The sequence below is a fragment of the Micromonospora pattaloongensis genome (genome assembly GCF_900107255.1).
In the GTDB taxonomy this organism is placed as follows: domain Bacteria; phylum Actinomycetota; class Actinomycetes; order Mycobacteriales; family Micromonosporaceae; genus Micromonospora_I; species Micromonospora_I pattaloongensis.
This window is the reverse complement of sequence record NZ_FNPH01000009.1, coordinates 138,751-159,079: the sequence shown is the minus strand read 5'-3', so window position 1 is coordinate 159,079 and position 20,329 is coordinate 138,751. Positions and strand designations below refer to the sequence as shown.

General features: G+C 74.3%; 15 protein-coding genes. 9 read left to right on the top strand and 6 right to left on the bottom strand.

Going from position 1 to position 20,329, the window contains the following annotated elements; all coding sequences use genetic code 11:
- Positions 1-51: 51 nt before the first annotated feature.
- Positions 52-2,802 (bottom strand): AAA family ATPase, encoded by a 2,751-nt coding sequence (locus BLW47_RS20255; RefSeq protein WP_091560338.1) that lies wholly within the window; start codon positions 2,800-2,802, stop codon positions 52-54.
- 221 nt (positions 2,803-3,023) lie between these two features.
- On the opposite strand from BLW47_RS20255, the gene BLW47_RS20250 reads away from it, so the two are divergent.
- On the top strand, positions 3,024-7,301 hold the full coding sequence (locus tag BLW47_RS20250) for a response regulator (protein ID WP_091560335.1): 4,278 nt from the start codon (positions 3,024-3,026) through the stop codon (positions 7,299-7,301).
- On the opposite strand, the gene BLW47_RS20245 is transcribed toward BLW47_RS20250, so the two are convergent.
- Positions 7,298-8,419, bottom strand: a complete 1,122-nt coding sequence (locus tag BLW47_RS20245; RefSeq protein WP_091560439.1) for a lysylphosphatidylglycerol synthase transmembrane domain-containing protein — start codon at positions 8,417-8,419, stop codon at positions 7,298-7,300. The genes BLW47_RS20250 and BLW47_RS20245 overlap by 4 nt on opposite strands.
- 234 nt (positions 8,420-8,653) lie before the next feature.
- On the opposite strand from BLW47_RS20245, the gene BLW47_RS20240 reads away from it, so the two are divergent.
- From BLW47_RS20240 to BLW47_RS20225, 4 genes are all read left to right on the top strand, one after another.
- Positions 8,654-9,034 carry a DUF1622 domain-containing protein gene (locus BLW47_RS20240; protein WP_091560332.1) on the top strand — a complete coding sequence of 127 codons (381 nt, stop codon included), beginning with the start codon at positions 8,654-8,656 and terminating at the stop codon, positions 9,032-9,034.
- A 13-nt stretch (positions 9,035-9,047) separates the two neighbouring features.
- Complete coding sequence (locus BLW47_RS20235) at positions 9,048-10,013, top strand: lysylphosphatidylglycerol synthase transmembrane domain-containing protein (protein WP_245736811.1); 966 nt, start codon at positions 9,048-9,050, stop codon at positions 10,011-10,013.
- Between the two features lie 123 nt (positions 10,014-10,136).
- Positions 10,137-11,048: a class A beta-lactamase gene (gene bla, locus BLW47_RS20230; RefSeq protein ID WP_091560325.1), complete on the top strand. Its 912-nt coding sequence runs from the start codon at positions 10,137-10,139 to the stop codon at positions 11,046-11,048.
- A 135-nt stretch (positions 11,049-11,183) separates the two neighbouring features.
- Positions 11,184-12,503: an SGNH/GDSL hydrolase family protein gene (locus BLW47_RS20225; RefSeq protein ID WP_091560322.1), complete on the top strand. Its 1,320-nt coding sequence runs from the start codon at positions 11,184-11,186 to the stop codon at positions 12,501-12,503.
- A gap of 42 nt (positions 12,504-12,545) precedes the next feature.
- On the opposite strand, the gene BLW47_RS20220 is transcribed toward BLW47_RS20225, so the two are convergent.
- On the bottom strand, positions 12,546-13,505 hold the full coding sequence (locus BLW47_RS20220; protein ID WP_091560319.1) for a M15 family metallopeptidase: 960 nt from the start codon (positions 13,503-13,505) through the stop codon (positions 12,546-12,548).
- Positions 13,506-13,664: 159 nt separating this feature from the next.
- Positions 13,665-14,252, bottom strand: coding sequence for a DNA mismatch repair protein MutL (locus BLW47_RS20215; RefSeq protein WP_139307386.1), 588 nt, complete (start codon positions 14,250-14,252; stop codon positions 13,665-13,667).
- Positions 14,253-14,288: 36 nt separating this feature from the next.
- On the opposite strand from BLW47_RS20215, the gene BLW47_RS20210 reads away from it, so the two are divergent.
- From BLW47_RS20210 to BLW47_RS20195, 4 genes are all read left to right on the top strand, one after another.
- Entirely contained in the window at positions 14,289-14,975 is a 687-nt protein-coding gene (locus BLW47_RS20210; protein WP_091560311.1) for a response regulator transcription factor, read from the top strand.
- Positions 14,972-16,252 carry a sensor histidine kinase gene (locus BLW47_RS20205; protein WP_091560308.1) on the top strand — a complete coding sequence of 427 codons (1,281 nt, stop codon included), beginning with the start codon at positions 14,972-14,974 and terminating at the stop codon, positions 16,250-16,252. The genes BLW47_RS20210 and BLW47_RS20205 overlap by 4 nt, the downstream gene beginning before the upstream one ends.
- A 260-nt stretch (positions 16,253-16,512) precedes the next feature.
- Positions 16,513-17,283, top strand: a complete 771-nt coding sequence (locus BLW47_RS20200) for a lytic polysaccharide monooxygenase (RefSeq protein ID WP_091560305.1) — start codon at positions 16,513-16,515, stop codon at positions 17,281-17,283.
- 102 nt (positions 17,284-17,385) lie between these two features.
- Entirely contained in the window at positions 17,386-17,967 is a 582-nt protein-coding gene (locus BLW47_RS20195) for a DUF305 domain-containing protein (protein ID WP_091560302.1), read from the top strand.
- Between the two features lie 54 nt (positions 17,968-18,021).
- On the opposite strand, the gene BLW47_RS20190 is transcribed toward BLW47_RS20195, so the two are convergent.
- Together BLW47_RS20190 and BLW47_RS20185 are read right to left on the bottom strand one after the other, a co-directional pair.
- Positions 18,022-19,650 (bottom strand): isovaleryl-CoA dehydrogenase, encoded by a 1,629-nt coding sequence (locus BLW47_RS20190; protein ID WP_091560299.1) that lies wholly within the window; start codon positions 19,648-19,650, stop codon positions 18,022-18,024.
- Positions 19,647-20,246: a TetR/AcrR family transcriptional regulator gene (locus BLW47_RS20185; protein WP_091560296.1), complete on the bottom strand. Its 600-nt coding sequence runs from the start codon at positions 20,244-20,246 to the stop codon at positions 19,647-19,649. The genes BLW47_RS20190 and BLW47_RS20185 overlap by 4 nt, the downstream gene beginning before the upstream one ends.
- Between the last annotated feature and the right edge of the window lie 83 nt (positions 20,247-20,329).

Genomic DNA, 20,329 nt, shown 5'->3' with positions numbered 1-20,329 from the left:
CGCTTCCGCCGAATCCGGGGTTTCCCTCGCTATTGAGCGACGGGTCGGTGTCTACTCGCTGACACCGTCGCGGTCGGCGAGCGCGGCGCCGAGCTCGGCGCGGCGGGCGATGCCCAGCTTGCGGTAGACGCGGGACAGGTTCGCCTCGACGGTCTTGGGGCTGACGAACAGCTCGTCGGCGATGGCCCGGCTGGTCCGGCCGAGGGCGGCCAGCCGGGCGACCCGGCGCTCGGTCTCGGTGAGCTGCAGCGGCGCCGGCGCCCGGCCGCCGATCCGGGCCAGCTCCGCCCGGGCCCGGGCGGCGAAGGCCGCCGCCCCCAGCGCGTCGAACTCCGCCGCGGCGGCTTCCAGCGCCTCCCGTGCGGGCCGCTTCCGGCGGGCCCGGCGCTGCACCACGCCGGCCACCAGCAGGCAGCGCGCCCGGTCCAGCGGCAGCACCTCGGCCGGCACGGCCGCCCGCGCGGCCGCCATCTCGTCCAGCGCCCCCGACGGATCGGTGCCGCCCGCGCTGGCCAGCAGGGTCCGACTCCGGGCGATTCCGAGGCGCGTCCAGGGGCGGGGGAGCCGGCGGTGCCGCTGGATCAGCCGGTCCAGCACGACGGTGGCGCTGTCGAGCTGCCCCGCGCCGACGCACGCCTCGATCCAGTCCGGCTCGAAGCGCTGGGCCAGCGGCTCGGTCAGGCCCATGCTCGCGACCGTGACGGCCAGCGCCGCGTACGCGGCCGCGGCCTCGTCCATGCGCCCGGCGCAGAGCGCGACGTACCCGGCGAGCTGCTGGTGCGTCCGCCGGCACCAGTCGTCGTCGAGTTCGTCGGCCCGCCGCAGGCCGGCCTCGGCGACCGCGCCCGCCTCGGCGAGCCGGCCGCGGTGCGCGTCGAGCAGCGCGCCGAGGTACGTCTCGCTGATCATCTCGGTTCCCGCCCGCTCGCCGAGCTCGCGCGCGGCGGCGATGTGCCGCTCGGCGGCGGCCCACCGCCCGGCGAACAGCTCGGTCTCGGCGAGGTGCAGCAGCAGTTCGTGCTGCGACGGCTCGTCGCCACGGTCGGCCGCGCGGTCCAGCAGCCGGTGCAGCCGGTCGAGCGCGCGCGCCGGATCGTCCATCGCCTTCCACCAGATCGCCGGGACCGTGCCGGCGAGCCAGGACGGGTGTTCGTCTTCCATCGCGAGCGCCCGGTCCAGCAGTTCCGTGCGGGCGGGCCGGCCCGCCCGCACCTCGTTGAAGAACAGCTGGAGCAGGGTGGCGGAGAGCAGCGGGCGATCGTCGTCGTGGCCGTCGAGCAGCGTGGCCGCGGCCCGGGCGTGCGCGCACGCCGGCTCCGGCAGGTCGCGGAAAAGCGCGAGGTGCGCGTGGATCCGGCCGGCCAGCGGCGAGCCGGGTGTCACGGCGACCAGGGCGCGCGCGGCCGTCTCCGCCGCGACCGGTCCGGACTCGTCGGAACTCCACGCGACCACCGCGCGCAGCAGCAGCGCCTCGGCCCGCACGTCACCGGTGAACTCGGCGGCCACGGCGTCGGCGGCGGCCCGCGCCGCCGGATGGTCCCCGCTGTCGAAACGACACCGGGCGGCCGCCAGCCGCCGCTGACCCCCGCTCGGATCGTCGGCGGGGGTGAGCCGCGCGGCGAGTTCGTAGAGCTGCGCGGCGGCGTCCGGGGCGCCGCGGTGGTGCTGTCGCCGCGCCGCCTCCGCCAGTGTCGCGGCGACCGCCGCATCCGGTCGCGTCGCGCCCAGCGCGATGTGCCGCGCCCGCTCGTCCGGGTCCGCCACCGCCGCGGCCAGCCTGCGGTGCAATCCGCGGCGCACGCCCGGCGGGATCGTGGCCCGCACGGTCGCCGGGTACACCGGGTGGCTGAACCGCACGGCCACCGGGCTCACCACCAGCAGCCCGGCCTCCTCCGCCGGGTCGAACGCGTCGGCGGCCACCCCGGCCGCGGACAGATCCCGCAGCAGGGGTGTGGCCAGCAGCGCCGCCAGCCGGACAGCGTCGCGACACGGCGGTGCGAGCCCGGCCAGCACCTCGGCGAGGAGCTGGTGCATGGACGACGCGACCGGCAGCTCCTGCCCGGGCGCCGGTGGGTCGGGCAGACGCTGCACCGCCCGGGCCACCTCGATGGCGAGCAGCGGATTACCGCCGGCCTCGCGGGCGATGCGGGTGAGCAGCGGCCGGCTCACCGCGGCGGCGGTCCGTTCCCGCAGGATGTGGTGCAGCGCCCCGATGCCCAGCGGCGCCAGCGGCAGCCGGGTCAGACGGGATGCGTCCGCCGTCTGATCGAGCCCGAGCGGGACGACGTCGGGCTCCGTGGCACCGGTGCGGCACGCCACCAGCGGTGCGATCCCCGCGACGCGGCGCAGCGCGAACCGCAGCGCCCGTTCGCTCGGCCGATCCAGCCACGGCGCGTCGTCCACGGCGACGAGCACCGGCGTACCGGCCGCGCTCGCGACCGCGGCCTCCAGCAGGGACCGGGTCGCCGCCGCCACGACCCGCTCCTCGACCGCCTCGTCGGCGTCGCCGGCGAGCAGCACCAGCTCGGCCGCGAGGCGCTGCGGCGGCGGGAGCGCGGCGAGGTGGGCGGCGAGCGGCCGGAGCAGGTCGGCGAGGGCGGCGAACGGAAGCCCCGCCTCGGGCTCGGCCGGCGCGCAGTCGAGCACCGTCCACCCGGCGCTGCGGGCCTCGGTGACCAGCGCCCGCAGCAGCGTCGTCTTGCCGATCCCGGCCGCTCCGCTGACCACCACCGGACCTGGTGCACGCAACGCGTGCCAGGCCCGGTCGAACACCTCGTCCCGGCCGACGATCGCCCGACGCATCCGGTGATTCTGGCAGTCGCCGCGGTGGGCAGCCATAGTGCGTGAGGCGGGATCCGGCGACGACTGGGCCGATGGTCGGCCGGACGTGCCGCGGGGGACGTACGACCCGGTGCGGTGACGGCGGCCCCGCTCGCTGACTGCATGATCATCATATCTGGTCAAATATCCCTATCGCCCGATTTTCTTGAGTCTCCTCGGCCGCCACCGATAGGTGAGCTGTCATGGCAGAGAGATCACGCGGGGACGCGACGAGGCGGCGCGGCGCTAAGGCGGGCGCGTGGCTCGCGTGTGCCCTGAGCCAGCTCGTCGGCGCGGCGGTGTTCTTCCTGCTGCCCGACGGCATCTGGCGGCCCGTACTGGCGGTCGCGCTCAACGCGGTGACCGTGGTCGCGCTCCTGATCGGCGCCCGCCGCGTCCGGCCCGCCGGCCGCCTCGGCTGGCACCTGCTGACGTCCGGGCAGGTGTTGAGCGTCGCCGGCTCCGGGTACTGGTACCTCTACCCGGTCGCGGCGTCCCGGACCCTGCCCCTGCTGCCGTCGATCGCCGACGCCTTGTTCCTCATGTCGTTCGCCGTCACCACGCTCGGCCTGATCCTGTTGGCGCGCCGGACCGGCGCGGACCGGCGGGTGCTGCTGGACGCGTCGATCATCGCGACGGTGGCCGCCGTCATCATGTGGGTGGTCGTCGCGGATCACACCGCCGACGGCGACCGGGGGTTCCTGGACCGACTGGTGACGCTGGCGTACCCGGTGATGGGCGTGGTGCTGCTGGCCGCCGCCGTGGCGCTGGCGTTCAGCGTCCACCGCTCGCCGCGTTCGCTGCTGATCCTGATCTGGGCGGTCCTGCAGTTCGCGGGCAACGCGGTCCTGCACGACCAGATCCTGGACGGCTCGTTCCAACCGGGCAGCCCGGTCCTCGCCTGGTGGTTGGTCTCGTTCGCCGTGATGTCGGCCGCGGCGCTGCACGACGGCGGATCACAGATCCGGGCGTCGGTGCCGCGAACGGTCCGGCACCTGTTGCTCGTCGCCGGCGTGCTGCCGCTGCCGACGCTGCTGGTGATCCGCGCCTTCCAGTCGTCGACCGCGCATCTCGCGGTGATCGCGGTCGGCTCGCTCGTGGTGACCGCGCTGGTGCTGCTGCGGGTGTCCGTGCCGGACGGGGAGGCGCCCCTGCCCCCGTCGACCCGGGCGCTGTTGCGGCGGTCGATACTGCGGCTGTGCGTCGGATTCGTGGCCCTCGCGGTGCTGCCGTTGACCGGACTGACCTACCTGAGCATCAACGAGGCGCGCAGCACGGTCGACACCGAGGTACGCCGCCGGCTGACCACCAGCGCCGACGTCAGCGTCGCCCACGTCACCGACCAGTTGAACGCGCTGAAGGAGCTGGCGGCCTCCTACGCCGAGAGGCCGTCGATGGCGGCGCAGTTGGCCGGCGGGGAGCGGGCCGACCTGAGAACGATCCAGGCCCACCTCGCGTCGCTGCAGTCCCGCAACCCGTCGTTCATCGGGGCCTGGGTGATGAACGCGGAGGGCGACATGCTGGCGTTCGACCCGCCGCAGCCCACCATCATCGGCCGCAACTTCGCGTTCCGCGACTACTACAAGGGCGTCATGTCCTCCGGCGAGCCCTACGTGTCGGAGGCGTACCAGGCGATGATCCCGGGCAAGCCGCGCGCGGTGGCCGTGACGGCGCCGGTCATCAGCGGCGGCCGGATCGTCGGCGTGGTCGGCATCGGCTACCGGCTGGAGGCCATCGCCGCATTCACGGCACGCCTGGGTGAGGTGCAGAAGATCGACCTGCGGCTGACCGACCGCAACGGGGTGCTGCTGGCCGGCCGCGGCAGCGAACGGCCGGGACTGCCGAAGGGAGTCGGCGACCGGCGGCTGACGGCGGCGCTGGCCGGCCGCAGCGGCATCGTGCGCGAGGCGGAGGATGGGATCGACACCCTCTCCGCCTACCGCCCGGTTCCCGGTCTCGGCTGGGCGGTCGTGGCCGACGTGCCCGCCGCAACGGCCTTCGCCGGGACCAACAGCTTCACCGGCCGGGTGCTCGGCGTGGCGTCCCTGCTGGCCCAGGTGCTGTTGGCCGGGCTGGTGCTCGCGGTGCGCGCGGAGCGGCGCCGCCGGATCGCCGAGGACGCCGTGGTGAAGCGCAAGAAGCAGGTCAGCTCCATCCTGGAGGCGGCCGGTGACGCGTTCCTTTCCGTCGATATCGACGGCAACATCACGCGATGGAACACCCAGGCCGAGAAGGCCTTCGGGTGGCCCGCGTCGGAGGCGCTGGGGCAGCCGGCGACCGACCTGATCGTCCCCGGCGACGATCCCCGGGAGCGGCTCGCGCGCTTCCGCGCGGTGCTCGCCGGTGGCCGGGCGACGCTGCCGGACCAGGCCGTCGAGGTGCAGGTCTGCCGCCGGGACGGCACGGTCTTCCCGGCCGAGGTGACCATCTGGTCGTCCGGCGACGGTGCCGACGTCGCGTTCAACGCGTTCGTCCGCGACATGACCGAGCGCAAGCGGTACGAGGCGGAGTTGGCGGCCGCCCGCGACGAGGCGCTGACCGCGTCGCGGATGAAGTCCGAATTCGTGGCGAACATGAGCCATGAGATCCGTACCCCGATGAACGGCGTCATCGGCCTCACCACGCTGCTGCTGGAGACCGACCTCGACGCCCGGCAGCGCGACTACGTCAGCACCGTGCAGAACTCCGCCGACGCGCTGCTCAACGTCATCAACGACATCCTCGACTTCTCCAAGATGGAAGCGGGGAAGCTCGGGATCGACCCGGTCGACTTCGACGTGCGGGCCGTGGCCGAGGACGTGGTGAGCCTGCTCGCCGCCACGGCCCAGGCCAAGGGCCTCGAGATCACCGCGGTGGTGCACCCCGCGCTCCCGCCGATGCTGCGCGGCGACGCGCACCGGATCCGTCAGGTGCTCACCAACCTCGTCGCCAACGCCGTGAAGTTCACCGAACGCGGCGAGGTGATCGTCGAGGTCCGGGTCGGCGAGCCGGTGGGCGAGGAGCAGGTCCGCGAGGTGACGTTCGCGGTGGTTGACAGCGGCATCGGCATCCCGGTCGACCGCCAGGCCCACCTGTTCGAGGCGTTCACCCAGGTCGACGCGTCCACCACCCGCCGCTACGGCGGCACCGGGCTCGGGCTGACCATCAGCCGTCAACTCGTGCAGCTCATGGGCGGCAGCATCGGACTGTCCAGTGTCCCCGGCTCCGGCAGCCGGTTCCACTTCACGCTGCCGTTGCCAGGCGCCGCCGCGGCGCCGACCGAACCACCGGTGCCGGCGAACCTGGCCGGCGTACGGGTGCTGATCGTCGACGACAACCCCACCAACCGGACCGTGGTGCGGGACCTCGTGACGATGTGGGGCATGCGTCCGGCGGACGTCCCGGACGGTGAGGCCGGGCTGACGGCCCTGCGTGGCGCCGTCGACGCCGGCGATCCGTTCAGGGTCGCGCTGCTGGACATGCTCATGCCCGGCCCCGACGGCCTGGAGGTGGCGCGCGCCATCCAGGCCGACCCGGCCCTGCGCTCCACCCGGCTGGCCATGCTGACGTCAACGAACCAGCCCGGGGAGGAGCAGGCGGCCCGCGAATGCGGGATCGAGGCGTACCTGACCAAGCCCGTCCGCGCCACGCAACTGCGCGCCGCCCTGGTGCAACTGCTCGGCCGAGCGGCGGTCGGCGCGGAGTCACCGGACCGGAACCCCGGGCCGGCGCGCGGCGGCGAGTCGGCCGCCCGGATCCTGGTGGCCGAGGACAACGAGGTCAACCAGCAGGTCGTCGTCGCGATGCTGGCGAGCCTCGGGTACGCCGCCGATGTCGCCGCCGACGGCGAGCAGGCGCTCGACATGCTCGCTGCCCGGCGGTACGACGCGGTACTGATGGACTGCCAGATGCCGCGCGTCGACGGGTTCCAGGCGACCGCGCGGATCCGGCGGATGCCCGGCCCGGTCAGCGCCGTGCCGGTGATCGCGTTGACCGCGTCCGCGCTCGCCGCCGATCAGCAACGCTGCGTCGACGCCGGGATGGACGACTTCCTCGCCAAGCCGCTGCGCAAACGCGAGCTCGACGCGGTGCTGCGCACGCACCTCGAGGAACGGCTGGCCGAGAAGACCGGCGGGCAGCCGGCGCCGGACGCCGGACCGGACGGCCTGCTCGACCCGGTGGCCCTGGAGGAGCTGCGCGAGATGGGGCCGGGCTTCGTCGACCGCGTGTTGAACTCGTACCTGCGCAACGCCCCGGAGGTCGCGGCCGCGATCAGCGCGGCGGCCGCGCGCGCCGATCTGCAGGAGCTGGCCCGGTTGGCGCACCGGTTGCGGGGCAGCAGCGGCACGCTGGCGGGGCGGCAGCTCGCCGCCACCTGCGGGGCGCTGGAGGAGGCCGCGCTGGCCAGCGACGGCCCCACCGCCACCGCGCTGGCCGCCGGCGTCGAGGAGCAGACCGCGCTGACCTGCGCGGCGCTGCGGGACGCCCTTACCGCGGACTAGGTGTTCCGCGCAGAGAGGCTCGGGACGCGGCTGCGCCGCCGGATGATCAGCCAGGAGATCCAGCCGGCGCCGATGATGAAGCCGAAGCTGATGATCCGGTAGAGGACAACGGTGGCGATGGCGGTTCCGGTGTCCACGCCGCCGGCGACGAGCCCCAGGATCAGCGCGCTGTCGATGACGCCGAGGCCGCCGGGGATGATCGTGATGCTGGCCGCCGCCATCCCGGCGCAGAACGCCAGCAGCAGCTGGCTCGCGCCGATGGTGCCGCCGCCGATCGCCAGGAAGCACATCCACAGGCAGACCGCGTCGAGCAGCCAGTTGAGGGTGGCGAAGATTCCGGCCGCGGCGGCGTCGGTGGGCCGCAGCCGGGCGGCGCGCAGCTGGTGGACGAAGCGGCGGACCCGATCGAGGCCGTGCCGCGCGGGACGCCGCCGCACCCGGTTGACGACGCGGAGTACACCGCGGGTGACCGGTTCCAGCCGGTGCGGGCGGTGGGTGACCTGGCGTACGCCGAGGGTGATCAGCAGCGCGGCGACGGCCAGGCCGACGAGGGTGTGCCATTGCGGGGTGCCGTTCGCGGCGAGGGCGCCGACGGCGGTGACGACGGCCAGGGCGGCGGCGGAGAGGATCCCGCTCAACGCGATGCACCACGAGGCGACCGCGGGGGTGGCGCCGAAGCGGCGCATCTGCTGGTAGTTGAAGCGGGTCGAGAAGGCGGGGCCACCGGGCAGCGTGACGCTGAGCGAGTGGGCGGCGTAGGCCACCGCGATGTGCCGGCGGATCGACACCCGCACGCCCGCGGAGCGCAACAGGCGGCGCTGCATCCGCGCGTACGCGTTCATCGAGACCAGCTCCGCGACGACCGCGGCGGCGAGCCAGCCGGGATGCGGCGCGCGCAGGTGCGACAGCGCCGAGGCCAGCGACGACCAGCCGAGCGCCAGTTCCACCCCGAAGAGCGCGAGCAGCGCGACGACACCGGCGGCCCGTACCCACCGGCGGCGGGGCCGCACGGCGCGCCGGCCGGGCGCCGGGGCCGCCGGCCCGTCGTGCGGGGTGTGTTCCGGCGCCGTCGGGCCGCGCCGCGCCCCGGCTTCGGCTTCCCCCGCGTCCACTGTCATGGCTTCCGTCTCGTGCATCCCGCGTGATCGGTGCCGAGCACCGCGTCGTCAACCTAGATGAATTCGGCGCCAGGGTAGGCCCTCCGTACGTGCCGTAGCGAGCTTGCCACTCCGGGTGTAGTCCCTGCGTGGTCGGTCGGACGCGCGCCGCGCGACCGGCCCCCGGACCCCGCGCTGCGGCGAAAGCGGGCGTGCCGCCGGAAGGACCTGCGTACGGTACGGAGGGGGTGCGCGGTGGAGGCGAAGGGCGTGATCGACGCGGCGGGCTCCCTGCTGGACCTCGCCGGAGTGGCCGTCATCGCCGCCGGCACCCTGATCGCCACCGTCGCCTTCGGCTACCGGTCCTGGCGGACGCGCTCGTCCATCCAGGCCTACCGCCAGTACCGCCAGGGGGTCGGCCGCGCCATCCTGCTGGGCCTCGAACTCCTCGTCGCCGGCGACATCATCCGGACCGTGGCGATCTCGCCGACCTTCCAGAGCGTCGGGGTGCTGGCCGCCATCGTGGCGGTCCGCACGTTCCTGAGCTTCTCCCTCGAGGTGGAACTGGAGGGCCGTTGGCCGTGGCAGCAGAAGAAGGCGAACGGGGTGGGCGCGGAGAGTGGGACACGGTCGTGAGCCGCGCCCACGCGTGACGTCCGCCCGCGACGGCCGGCCGGCCCGGGTCGTGCGGATCGGCCCGCGCGGCGTCGGGCTGCTGCTCGCCCTCGGGCTGCTCGTGTACGTCCTGCTCCCACAGGTGGGGGAGTTCCGCTCCGCCCTTCGCCTGTTGTGGCACACCCATCCGCTGGGACTCGCCGCCACCCTGCTCGGCTCGGCCGCCACCTATCTGCTCAGCGCCCTCGTGCTGCGGGTCGCCACCGCCGACCGGATCCCGCTCGCCGAGGCGACCGTCGCGCAGGTCGCGGCGTCCTTCGCCAACCTCGCGCCGGGCAGTGTCGGTGGCGTCGCCCTGAGCCTGCGGTACCTCCACCAGAAGGGCCTCGGCGCCGCCGAGGCCGCCACCGCGGTCGCGGTGTCGCGGATGGCCGGCGGCCTCTCCGTCGTCATGTTGCTGCCGGTCCTGTTGCCGTTCGCCCGCCAGCCCAGCCGTACCCTGACGCAGGCCGCCAGCGCCAAGGGACTGCCCGTGCTGCTCGCCGTGCTGGCGGTGCTACTCGCCACCGCGGTCGTGTTCGCCGTGCCCCGGCTGCGCAGCCGGGGACGCGCGGCGGTCGGCCGGGTCAGGGAGGCGGTGCGCGCCCTGGGGCACCAGCGCCGGCTGCCCCGGCTGGTCGTCTCCTCCGTGGGGCTGACCCTCGCGTACGGCGTCAGCCTCTGGTTCGCGCTCCTCGCGGTCGGCCAGCCGGTCGAGCTGCGGTCGCTGCCGCCGGTGATCCTGGTCTGCGTCGTCGGCGAGGGCGTCGCCACCGCCGCGCCCACGCCGGGTGGGCTCGGCGCCACCGAGGCCGCCCTCGTCGCCGGCCTGCTGCTGTACGGCCTCGCCCCGGAAACGGCGGTCGCCGGGGTGCTGATGTACCGGCTGGCGACCTTCTGGCTGCCGGCGTTGGCCGGCTACGTCGCCCTGCGGGCGCTGCTGCGCCGGCGGCTGCTGTGACGCGCGGTCAGAACCGGGGTCGCCGTCTTGGACGGCATCGGTCAATGCCTGGCAGGGTCGTCACCGAACGCCCCGCGGCGACCGACGCGAGGCGCGACCCGTCCACCAATCACGAGGGGAACCATGCTCATCTCCCGGATCCGACGCGCCGTCGCCGCGCTGGCCGCGGCCGTCGCGCTCGCTCCCGCCGCCGGTGGCGGCACCGCCGCCGCCACGACCACGCCGGCCACCGCGTCGGCCATGCCCGCCGCGTCCGCCCAGCGCACCTTCGCGCAGCTCGAGGCCGGGTTCGACGCCCGGCTGGGCGTGTACGCGATCGACACCGGCTCCGGTCGCACCGTGCAGCACCGCGCCGACGAGCGGTTCGCGTACGCGTCGACGTTCAAGGCGCTGCTCGCCGCCGTCATCCTCGACGTGACGTCGCCCGCCGGCCTCGACCGGGTCATCCGCTACACCGAGGCCGACCTCGTCACCCACTCGCCGATCACCGAGCAGCACGTGGGGGAGGGGATGACGCTGCGCGCCCTCGCCGACGCGGCGGTCCGGTACAGCGACAACACCGCCGCCAACCTGCTGCTCCGTTACCTCGGCGGGCCGCACCGGTTCGAGAAGGCGCTGCGCGCCATCGGTGACCGGACGACCGAGGCCGACCGCTACGAGACCGCGCTCAACGAGGCCGTCCCCGGCGACAAGCGGGACACCAGCACGCCCCGCGCGCTCGCCGCCGACCTGCGGGCGTACGCCGTCGGTCGCGGTCTCGACCGCGACGACCGGGACATCCTCAACGCATGGCTGCGGGGCAACACCACCGGCGACGAGCTGATCCGGGCCGGCGTGCCGGACGGCTGGGTCGTCGGGGACAAGACCGGCGCCGGCGGGTACGGCACCCGCAACGACATCGCGGTGATCTGGCCGCCGGACCGGGCCCCGATCGTGCTCGCGGTGCTGTCCAGCCGGGACCAGAAGGACGCCGGCTACGACAACGCGCTCATCGCCGAGGCTACGCGGCTCGTCGTCGCGCAACTCGGCGGCTGATCCCGACTCCCGACGCGCGGGGCGGGTCCGTTCCGACGGACCCGCCCCGCGTCGCGATCTTCTTGCTTTACGCCCCGCGCGGCAGTCGCTACAGTGCATCGACAGATGACTATGGATGTGCGGAGGTGTGCAGGCATGAGGAGGAGCGCCCCGCTGCTGCGGGTGATCAGCGTGGCGGCGGTGACGGCCGCTGTCGTCGCCGGCTCGACCGCCGTGGCGCGCCTGGCGCACGGTTCGCGGCCGTCGCCGGTCGCCGAGGCCGCCGCGGGCGCCGGGCGGTGGGTGACGAGCTGGACGTCGATGCCGCAGCTGACCGAGCCGCACAACATGCCGCCCGCGCCGTTCACCCGGGACGGCCTGGTGCTGGCCGACGCCACGCTGCGGCAGACGATCCGGGTCTCGGTCGGTGGGCAGCGGATCAGGATCCGGCTCTCCAACGCGTTCGGCGGCGCGCCGCTGCCGGTCACCGCGGCCTCGGTGGCGCTGCCCGCCGACGGCGCGGCCGGCGTCAGCGCCATCCAGCCCGGCTCCGCCCGGCCCGTGACGTTCAGCGGCCGCTCCTGGACGGTGATCCCGGTCGGCGCGCAGTTCGTCTCCGACCCGATCGACCTGCCGGTGACGCCGCGCTCCAACCTCACGGTCACGCTCTACCTGGCCGAAGGACAGCCCTCCACCAACATCACGTCACATCCTGGCTCCCGGACCACCTCGCACCTGGTGGCCGGCAACCACCTCGACGACGCCACCCTGCCGGGCGCGACACCGACCGACCACTGGTACTTCCTCAGCGGACTGGAGGTCACCGCCCGGCCCGCCGCCGCGGCCGCGGTGATGCTCGGCGATTCGCTGACCGACGGACGCGGGTCGACGACCAATGGAAACGACCGCTGGCCCGATCAGCTCCTCGACCGGCTGCACGCCGCCCGCCCGACCGCCGACGTCGCGGTGCTCAACCAGGCCGCCGGCGGTAACCGGGTGCTCAACGACGGACTCGGTCCCAACGCCCTGGCCCGGCTCGATCGGGACGTGCTGGCGCAGACCGGGGTGACGTGGCTGCTGGTGTTCGAAGGGATCAACGACATCGGCACCGCCGCGGCCACCGAGGCCGCGCAGAAGGCGGTGGCCGACGATCTGATCACCGCGTACGACCAGATCGTCACGCGGGCGCACGCGCACGGCATCCGGGTGTACGGCGCGACGCTGACCCCGTTCGGCGGCAACACCGGCTACGACGATCCGGCGGGCACCCGGGAGGCGGCCCGGCAGGTGGTCAACCACTGGATCCGGACGAGCGGCCGCTTCGACGCGGTGATCGACTTCGACCGGGTGGCGCGGGACCCGGCCAACCCCCGCCAGCTGCTGCCCGCCGCCGACACCGGCGACCACCTGCATCTCAACCCCGCCGGTTACAAACTGCTGGCCGACAGCGTGCCGGCCCGGCTGTTCCGGCACTGAGGTCATGATCCCGACTCGGTCTGCGTACGCTGCCGCCCGGCGTCAGGGGTGGGCGAGGGCGGCGCGGGCGACCGGGAAGTCGAAGTACGTGTCCGGGTACGGCTCGGTCATGAGCGAGTAGTGCCACCACTCCTCGGCGTAGTTGCGGAATCCGGCCCCGGCCATCAGCTGCGTCAGCAGCAGCCGGTGCTGCCGCGCCGCACCCGTGACCCGGGGGTTCATGGTGTGCGCGAGCGGGTCGAAGCAGTCGAAACCGGTGCCCATCTCGACGGTGTTGTCGGGGAAGCGTTCCGGTCCCGGCGCGACGCAGGATGCCAGCGCCTCGTCCGGCGCGTACGGCCGCTGGACGCGCGGCGGCGTCGCGACCAGCGTCAGGTCGACGGTGCTGCCGCGGCTGTGCGCGGTCGGCCCCGCGATGAACCCCTGCGCGAACAGCGCGGGCTTGTCCAGGTTCGGGTAGAACTCGGCCTTCATCCGTTGGTCGTCGGGGCGCTGTCCCCAGCGCACGAAGTCGTCGACCGCGCGCTGCGGGCGGTAACAGTCGTAGACCTTCAGGGTGTAGCCGTGGGAGCGGGCCGCGAGCTGCACCCGGTGCAGCCGCTCGGCGGCGGCGCGGGTGAGCAGGCAGAGCGGCTCGCGGTATCCGGCGATGGGGCGGCCGACGAAGTTGTGGTCCGTCTGGTAACGGATGTCCTGCACGATCGTGGGATCCACATCGGAGAGCGCGACGAACCCCGCGGGCGCGATCTCGTCCGGCTCCGGCGGGGCCGGTGTGGTGGCCGGGGTGGGGTCCGGCGCCGCCGGTGGCGCGCTCGGGCGTGCCGCGGGCGCGGACCACGTCGTCGTCGGCGCCGCGCAGCCCGAGACGGCCGCGGTGGCCACGATGACCGCGAGGGCGAGCACCCGGCGCGCCGCCGACGGGCGGCCCGGCCGCCCGTCCGCCGGATCGGCGCCGGCGTGGCGCCGACGCGTACGACTCGACGCGCGCGAAAAGACCGACATGCAGCGTGTGTATCACCGTGGCCGCGCGCCGGCACCCGAGTGTGACGCGGTTGCGGACCGGACGCCGTGCGCGAGTCGGTCGAGCGGTGGCGAAAAGCCACCGGACGCGCCGTCGGCGGACGGTCGGGCCCGGAGGTCGCAGCTGCGGCAGAACGGTGGTCACCCGCCGATCTGCGACACCTCGGCGAACGGCCGCCCGTCCCACCAGATCGCGTCGATCAGGAACGCCCGGTTCGGGGCGAGGAACCGCACCAGCAGCCGTTGCGGTTCGTTCTGGGTCGTCGCGACCGAGAAGCCCGGCCGCGGGGTCGCCGCGACCAGCTCCACCCGGCCCGGGACCATCCGAATCGTGGTCTGTCCGCCCTCCACCTCGAAGCGGCGCAGGTACGACGTGCTGCCGTCGGCCTCCTCGACGATCGTCCATCCGTCGACCGTGGACGGTGGCGCGGCGTCGACGCGGTGCGGGGCGCGGCCGCCGGGTGTCGTGGACGCCGGCGTCGGACCCGGTTCCCGCGACGGGGCCGGCCTCGCCGTCGCCGTCGGCGTCGGCGGCGCGGGCGTCGGGGTGGACCCGGCCGCGCCCCCCGCGTCGAGCGCGTCGTGCAGCTCGGCCTCGGAGACCGTCTGCACCCGGTCGGGCACGGCGGTGTCCAGCACCGGGGTGAGCCCGAACCACACCAACCCCGCGCTGGCGGCGGTGGCCGCCGCCCAGACGGTCACGCCGCCGAGACCCCGCCATCCGCTCACGACGGCCATCTTGCCAACGTCGGTACGGTTTCGACCATGCCTGTGGTGCTGGTGGTCGAAGACGATCCGGCGATCCGGCGCGCCCTCGCCCGCGCCCTGACCGACGCGGGGCACGTCGTGCAGACGGTGGAGACCGCGCTCGACGCGCTGCGGGTGATCACCACCGGACAACCGTCGGTGGTGATCCTGGATCTCGGACTGCCCGACATGGACGGTGCGGACGCGCTTGTCATGATTCGCGCGGTCAGCGCGGTCCCGATCATCGTCGCCACGGCGCGGCGCGGCGAGGCCGACATGGTCCGGCTGCTGAACGCCGGCGCCGACGACTACGTGACGAAGCCGTTCTCCACCGCGCAGGTGCAGGCGCGGATCGCGGCGGTGCTGCGCCGGGGCGCCCCGCCCCCGGCGCCGTCCGGCGTGCTGCAGGTCGGTCCGCTGCGGGTCGAGGCCGTCAGCCGGACGGCGACGCTGGCCGGGCAGCCGCTGCGGCTGGCGCGCAAGGAGTTCGACCTGCTGCACTACCTGGCCGAGCGCGCCGGGCGGGTCGTGCCGCGCGGGGAGCTGTTCGTGGCGGTCTGGCGGCAGCCGTACGTCAACGCCGATCCCACGCTCGACGCGCACCTGTCCCTGCTGCGCCGCAAGCTGGGTGAGTCCGCCGCCGAGCCGCGACTGCTGCGCACCGTACGCGGTGTCGGCGTGATGCTGGTCGGAGACGCGGCGTGAGGTCCGCGCTGGCCCGCAGCACCCTGGCCGTGACGTCGATGCTCGCCCTCGCCTTCGGAATCCCGCTGGCGCTGCTGGCCGGCCGGATCGCCCATGACCGGGCGCTGTCCGACGCCCGCCAGCAGGCGACCGGCATCGTCGCCGCGCTGGCGGTCACCCAGGAACGCCCGGTGCTCGCCCGGGCGATCGCCAGCACCCGCGCCGGGCAGCGGCTCGCCCTGCACCTGCCCGGCGAGGCGCCGATCGGGGCGACCCGGGGCGCGGCCGACGACGTCCGGTTGGTCCGGACCGGCGGGCAGCCCCTCGTCGCGCCGGCCGCCGACGGGGTGGTCTACCTTCAGCCGACCGCGCTGGGGCCGGAGCGGACCGCGGTGATCGAGGTCTGGGTGCCGGCGGCGGAGTTGCGGCGTGGCGTCACCACCGCCCGGCTGTCCATCGCCGGGCTCGCCGCCGTGCTCGTGCTGGCCTCGATCGCGCTCGCCGACCGACTCGGCGCCCGGGTCGTCACCGCCGCGCGCGAGCTGTCGCGGGCCGCGCGCCGGCTCGGCGCCCACGACCTCAGCGTCCGGGTGCGGCCGGCGGGCCCGACCGAGCTGGTGGCGGCGGGCACCGCCTTCAACGTGATGGCCGACCGCATCGTGTCGCTCGTCGACGCCGAACGCGAACGCGCCGCCGACCTGTCCCATCGGCTGCGGACGCCGCTGACCGCGCTGCGCCTCGACGCGGACTCCCTGCCGCACGGCGAGGTCGCCGACCGGGTCCGGGAGTCGATCGACGCCCTGGAACGCGAGGTCGACGCGATCATCGTCAGCGCGCGCGACCCGCTCGACGCGCGCACCGGCGCCGTGACCGATCTGGTTGACGTGCTCGCCGACCGACTGGCGTTCTGGGCGGTGCCCGCCGAACACCAGGGCCGGGCCTGGGAGGTCATCGGTGGCGCGGAACCGGTCTGGATTCCCGTGCCCCGCTCCGACGTGATCTCGGCCGTCGACGCGATGCTCGGCAACGTTTTCCGGCACACCCCGGCCGGCACGCCGTTCCGGATCGGCGTCGGCGAGCGCGAGCTGGTCGTGGAGGACGGCGGACCGGGCATCGCCGACCGCTCCGGGGCGGTGCGTCGCGGTGTCAGCGGCGCGGACTCGACGGGGCTGGGGCTGGACATCGTGCGCCGGGTCGCCACCGAGGCCGGCGGGAGCCTCCGGATCGGACACAGTTCCCGGCTCGGGGGCGCGCGGGTGGGCATGTCGTACGTCGGATCGCGCCGGCCGCCCGGCTGACCGCGCCCGACGGCTACGCGAAGCGCGACCGGGAATGCGCGCTGCGTAGAGAAACGCGGCGGCTTAATGCGCTCCTAAGGATAATTTCCGGGTCATTTCTGGTGCTCTATGTTTCTCGACGCCGGCTGCGTTGATACGTTTTTCGCACGGAAAAGCGACGCCGATCGGCGAATGAATAACGCGGTCGGAATCGGTTGTCGCAATGTAACCCCGCGTTCGTGCAGCCGGGACCGACGCTGCATTTTTGGAGGAGTTGGACCATGCGACGGAGTATCGCGTACCCGCTGGCGGCCGTGGGCGCCATGCTGTCCACGCTGGCGGTCGCGCCCACCCCCGCCCAGGCGCACGGCTACGTGTCGTTCCCGCCGAGCCGGCAGGCGCTGTGCGCGCAGGGGAAGGTCGCCAACTGCGGCCCGATCCAGTTCGAGCCGCAGAGCGTGGAAGGGCCGAAAGGACTGAAGAGCTGCAATGCCGGGCTCGCGCCGTTCTCGGTCCTCAACGACGACAGCCGCGCCTGGCCCGCGACGTCGGTCGGCACCAGCGTCACGTTCAGCTGGGTCCTCACCGCACGCCACCGCACCACCACCTGGCAGTACTTCATCGGCGACCGGATGGTCGCGCAGTTCGACGACGGAAACACCATTCCGCAGGCGACCGTGACGCACCGCGTGGACCTGAGCGGCTTCTCCGGCCGGCAGAAGCTGTTGGCGGTGTGGAACATCGGCGACACGCCGATGGCGTTCTACAGCTGCGTCGACCTGCAGATCGGCGGGGGCGCCGCGCCGGCCCCGCAGCAGCCGGCGCCGGCACCGACGAGCCGCCCGAGCACGCCGCCGCCCGCGGCCCCCGCCCCCGCGCCGACGACCGCCGCGCCGGCCCGTCCCGGCGGCACCGCCTGGGCGCCGCGGCAGAACTACCGGGTCGACGACGTCGTCGCCTACGAGGGCAGGAGCTACCGCTGCCGGCAGGCGCACATGTCGCTGGAGAGCTGGGAGCCGACCGTCACCCCGGCGCTCTGGCTGGCGCTGTAGACCTTCCCCCGACGGTGGACCCGCGGCCCGGCAACCGCGGGTCCACCACCCCACCATCGGCTCCGCCCGTCCCGCCGCGTGTGAACAGGAGATCCCGTACCGATGACGTTCCCCCGACGTGTCACCCTCGCCGCCGCGGCGCTGCTGCTGCTCGCCGGCTGCGGCGCCGGCCCGGCCGCCTCCGCCGACGGCGATCCGGCGGCGACGGCCCCGGCGGCCGCGTACAACGACGCTGACGTCATGTTCCTGCAGATGATGATCAACCACCATGGGCAGGGGGTGGAGATGGCACAGCTCGCCGAGCAGCGCGGAAGCCGGCAGGAGGTGAAGTTGCTGGCCGCCGCCGTCGTGACCACCCAGACCGACGAGATCGGCACGATGAAGAGCTGGCTGCAGGAGTGGGGCGAGCCCACCGACGTCGACCGCGCGCCGAGCGCGCACGCCGCGCACGGCGGCCTGCCGGCCACCGGCGAGACCGAGCTGGCGGCGCTGAAGACGGCCACCGGCCGGCAGTTCGAGCAGCAGTTCCTCAACCTGTTCGTCGGGCACCAGCACAACGCCATCGAGATGGCCAGGGCCGAGGCCACCGACGGCGCGAGCCCGCAGGCGAAGGAGCTGGCCACCCGGATCGAGCGGTCCCGCGCCGGCCAGATCCAGCAGATGCTGGGACTCATCTCCGGCTGACGCGTCACGCGGGTACGCCCACCGTCCACGGTGGGCGTACCCGCGCGTGCCGGGTCAGCCGAGCTTCGGGGTGGCGCGGGCGATGATCGCGCTGAAGTCGACGCCAGCCGGCAGCGTCCCGTACGCCTGGCCGTGGTCGCCGCCGAGCCGGGAGGCGCAGAAGGCGTCCGCGACCGCGGGGTGGCCGTGCCGGACCAGCAGCGCACCCTGCAACACCAGGGCCAGCCGCTCCACGAGGCGACGGGCCCGTACCTCGACGTCGCCGCGGTCGCTCAGCTCCGCCCGCAGCTGCCGCACCGCGGCGTCCAGCCGCGGGTCCGCGCCGGCCGCCGCGCCCACCTCGGCCTCGAACGCGTCCATGACCTGCGGCTGTCTGCCGAGCGCGCGCAGCACGTCCAACGCGGCGACGTTGCCGGAGCCCTCCCAAATCGAGTTCAGCGGCGACTCGCGGAACAACCGTGGCATGCCGGACTCCTCGACATAGCCGTTGCCCCCGAGGCATTCCAGCGCCTCGGCCGCGTGGCCCGGCCACCGCTTGCACACCCAGTACTTGCTGATCGCCAACGCGAGCCGCTTGAACGCCGACTCGCCGGCGTCCCCGCGCGCCGACCGGTCGGTCGCGCCGGCCAGGCGCAGCATCAGCACGGTCGCCGCCTCGGACTCCACGGCCAGATCGGCGACCACGTTGCGCATCAGCGGCTGGTCGACGAGGTACCGGCCGAAGGCCTGCCGGTGGGTGACGTGGTGCGCGGCGGTGATCACCGCCTGCCGCATCCCGGCCGCCGCGCCGATGACGCAGTCCAGCCGGGTCAGGTTGACCATGTCGATGATCGTGCGCACGCCGCGGCCCTCGTCGCCGACCGGCCAGGCGACCGCGTTCTCGTACTCGACCTCGGCCGAGGCGTTGGACCTGTTGCCCAGCTTGTCCTTCAGGCGCATCAGCCGCATCGGGTTGCGCGTGCCGTCGGGGAGCACCCGCGGCACCAGGAAGCAGGTCAGCCCGCCCGGCGCCTGCGCGAGGGTGAGGAACGCGTCGCACATGGGCGCGGAGGTGAACCACTTGTGCCCGACGAGCCGGTAGCTGCCGTCGGGCTCGGGGTGCGCGGTGGTGGTGTTGGCGCGCACGTCCGAACCGCCCTGCTTCTCGGTCATCGACATCCCGGCCAGCAGGCCCCGCTTGGACAGCGGCGCCCGCAGCCCGAAGTCGTACGTCGTGGCGGTCAGCAGCGGCTCGTAGCGCGCGGCCAGCTCCGGGTTGTGCCGCAGCGCCGGCACGCACGCGTAGGTCATCGAGATCGGGCAGCCGTGGCCGGCGTCGGGGCGCCAGGTGTAGAACTTCGCGGCGCGGGCGACGTGCGCGCCGACCCGGTCGTCGGCCCACGGCGCGGCGTGCAGGCCGTACGTGACCGCGGTGCGCATCAGCTCGTGCCACGCCGGGTGGAACTCGACCTCGTCGACGCGGTGGCCGTACCGGTCGTGGCTGCGCAGCACCGGCGGGTGCTCGTTGGCCAGTCGCCCCCACTCGATGGCCGCCTCGCCGCCGCCGAGCCGGCCGAGCTCGTGCAGCTCGGCGACCGCCCAGCCGGCGCCCTCCCGGGTCACGCCGTCGAGCAGCGCCCCGTCGTCGGCGGCGTCGTAGCCGACCAGCGGTGGGACCTGGTTGAACACCTCGTGCGTGGTCACGTCGACACTCCAAGGGCGCGGTGGGCGAATGCGGTCAGGCCGGGGATCGTGCCGGGCCCGGCGACCCCGGCGGCCAGCGGGCCGACCATGGCCTCGCCGAGCGCTCCGACCAGGGCGGTGGCGCTCAGGTCGGGATCCTGCGGTGGCAGCTCGCCGCCGGCCACGCCGGCGGCGACGTAGCCGGCGATCAGCTCGGCGTACGCGCGCCGGAAGCGCAGCCGCTCGGCGTCCACGCCCGCGTCGACCGGCTCAGCGAGCAGCGCGTACGCCAGTCGCGGCGACTGCAGGGCCCGGCCGGCGAACGTCTCGATGACGGCCGCGATCCGGGCCCCGGCGCTGGCCTCCCGCGCCGCGGCCCGCGACACCGCGTCGACCTCCCGCTGGCACGCCACCCGGAACACCTCGGTGAAGAGCCGGGCCTTGGCGGGGAAGTGACTGTAGACGCTTCCGGTGGCGAGGCCGGCGCGGTGGGCGACGGCGGCGATCGAGCAGCCGGCGTACCCGTGCTCGGCCATGATCTCCAGGGCGGCGTCGAGGATCCGCTCTCGCGCGGCGCTGAGCCGTGCCTTCACGCGGTCGGTGCTCCGGTACGCCACGCCAAGAAGTGAACCACTGTTCAATCTTTCCCGGCAAGACTGCGCGCCGCCCTCGTGCGCGAGGACGGCGCGCGTCGGTCGCC

Excerpts from the sequence above, each read along its gene's own strand:
- BLW47_RS20255 (WP_091560338.1), bottom strand. The coding sequence starts at position 2,802 with ATGCGTCGGGCGATCGTCGGCCGGGACGAGGTGTTCGACCGGGCCTGG.
- BLW47_RS20245 (WP_091560439.1), bottom strand. The coding sequence starts at position 8,419 with ATGACAGTGGACGCGGGGGAAGCCGAAGCCGGGGCGCGGCGCGGCCCG.
- BLW47_RS20250 (WP_091560335.1), top strand. The coding sequence starts at position 3,024 with ATGGCAGAGAGATCACGCGGGGACGCGACGAGGCGGCGCGGCGCTAAG.
- BLW47_RS20220 (WP_091560319.1), bottom strand. The coding sequence starts at position 13,505 with ATGTCGGTCTTTTCGCGCGCGTCGAGTCGTACGCGTCGGCGCCACGCC.
- BLW47_RS20200 (WP_091560305.1), top strand. The coding sequence starts at position 16,513 with ATGCGACGGAGTATCGCGTACCCGCTGGCGGCCGTGGGCGCCATGCTG.
- bla (WP_091560325.1), top strand. The coding sequence starts at position 10,137 with ATGCTCATCTCCCGGATCCGACGCGCCGTCGCCGCGCTGGCCGCGGCC.
- BLW47_RS20225 (WP_091560322.1), top strand. The coding sequence starts at position 11,184 with ATGAGGAGGAGCGCCCCGCTGCTGCGGGTGATCAGCGTGGCGGCGGTG.
- BLW47_RS20210 (WP_091560311.1), top strand. The coding sequence starts at position 14,289 with ATGCCTGTGGTGCTGGTGGTCGAAGACGATCCGGCGATCCGGCGCGCC.
- BLW47_RS20195 (WP_091560302.1), top strand. The coding sequence starts at position 17,386 with ATGACGTTCCCCCGACGTGTCACCCTCGCCGCCGCGGCGCTGCTGCTG.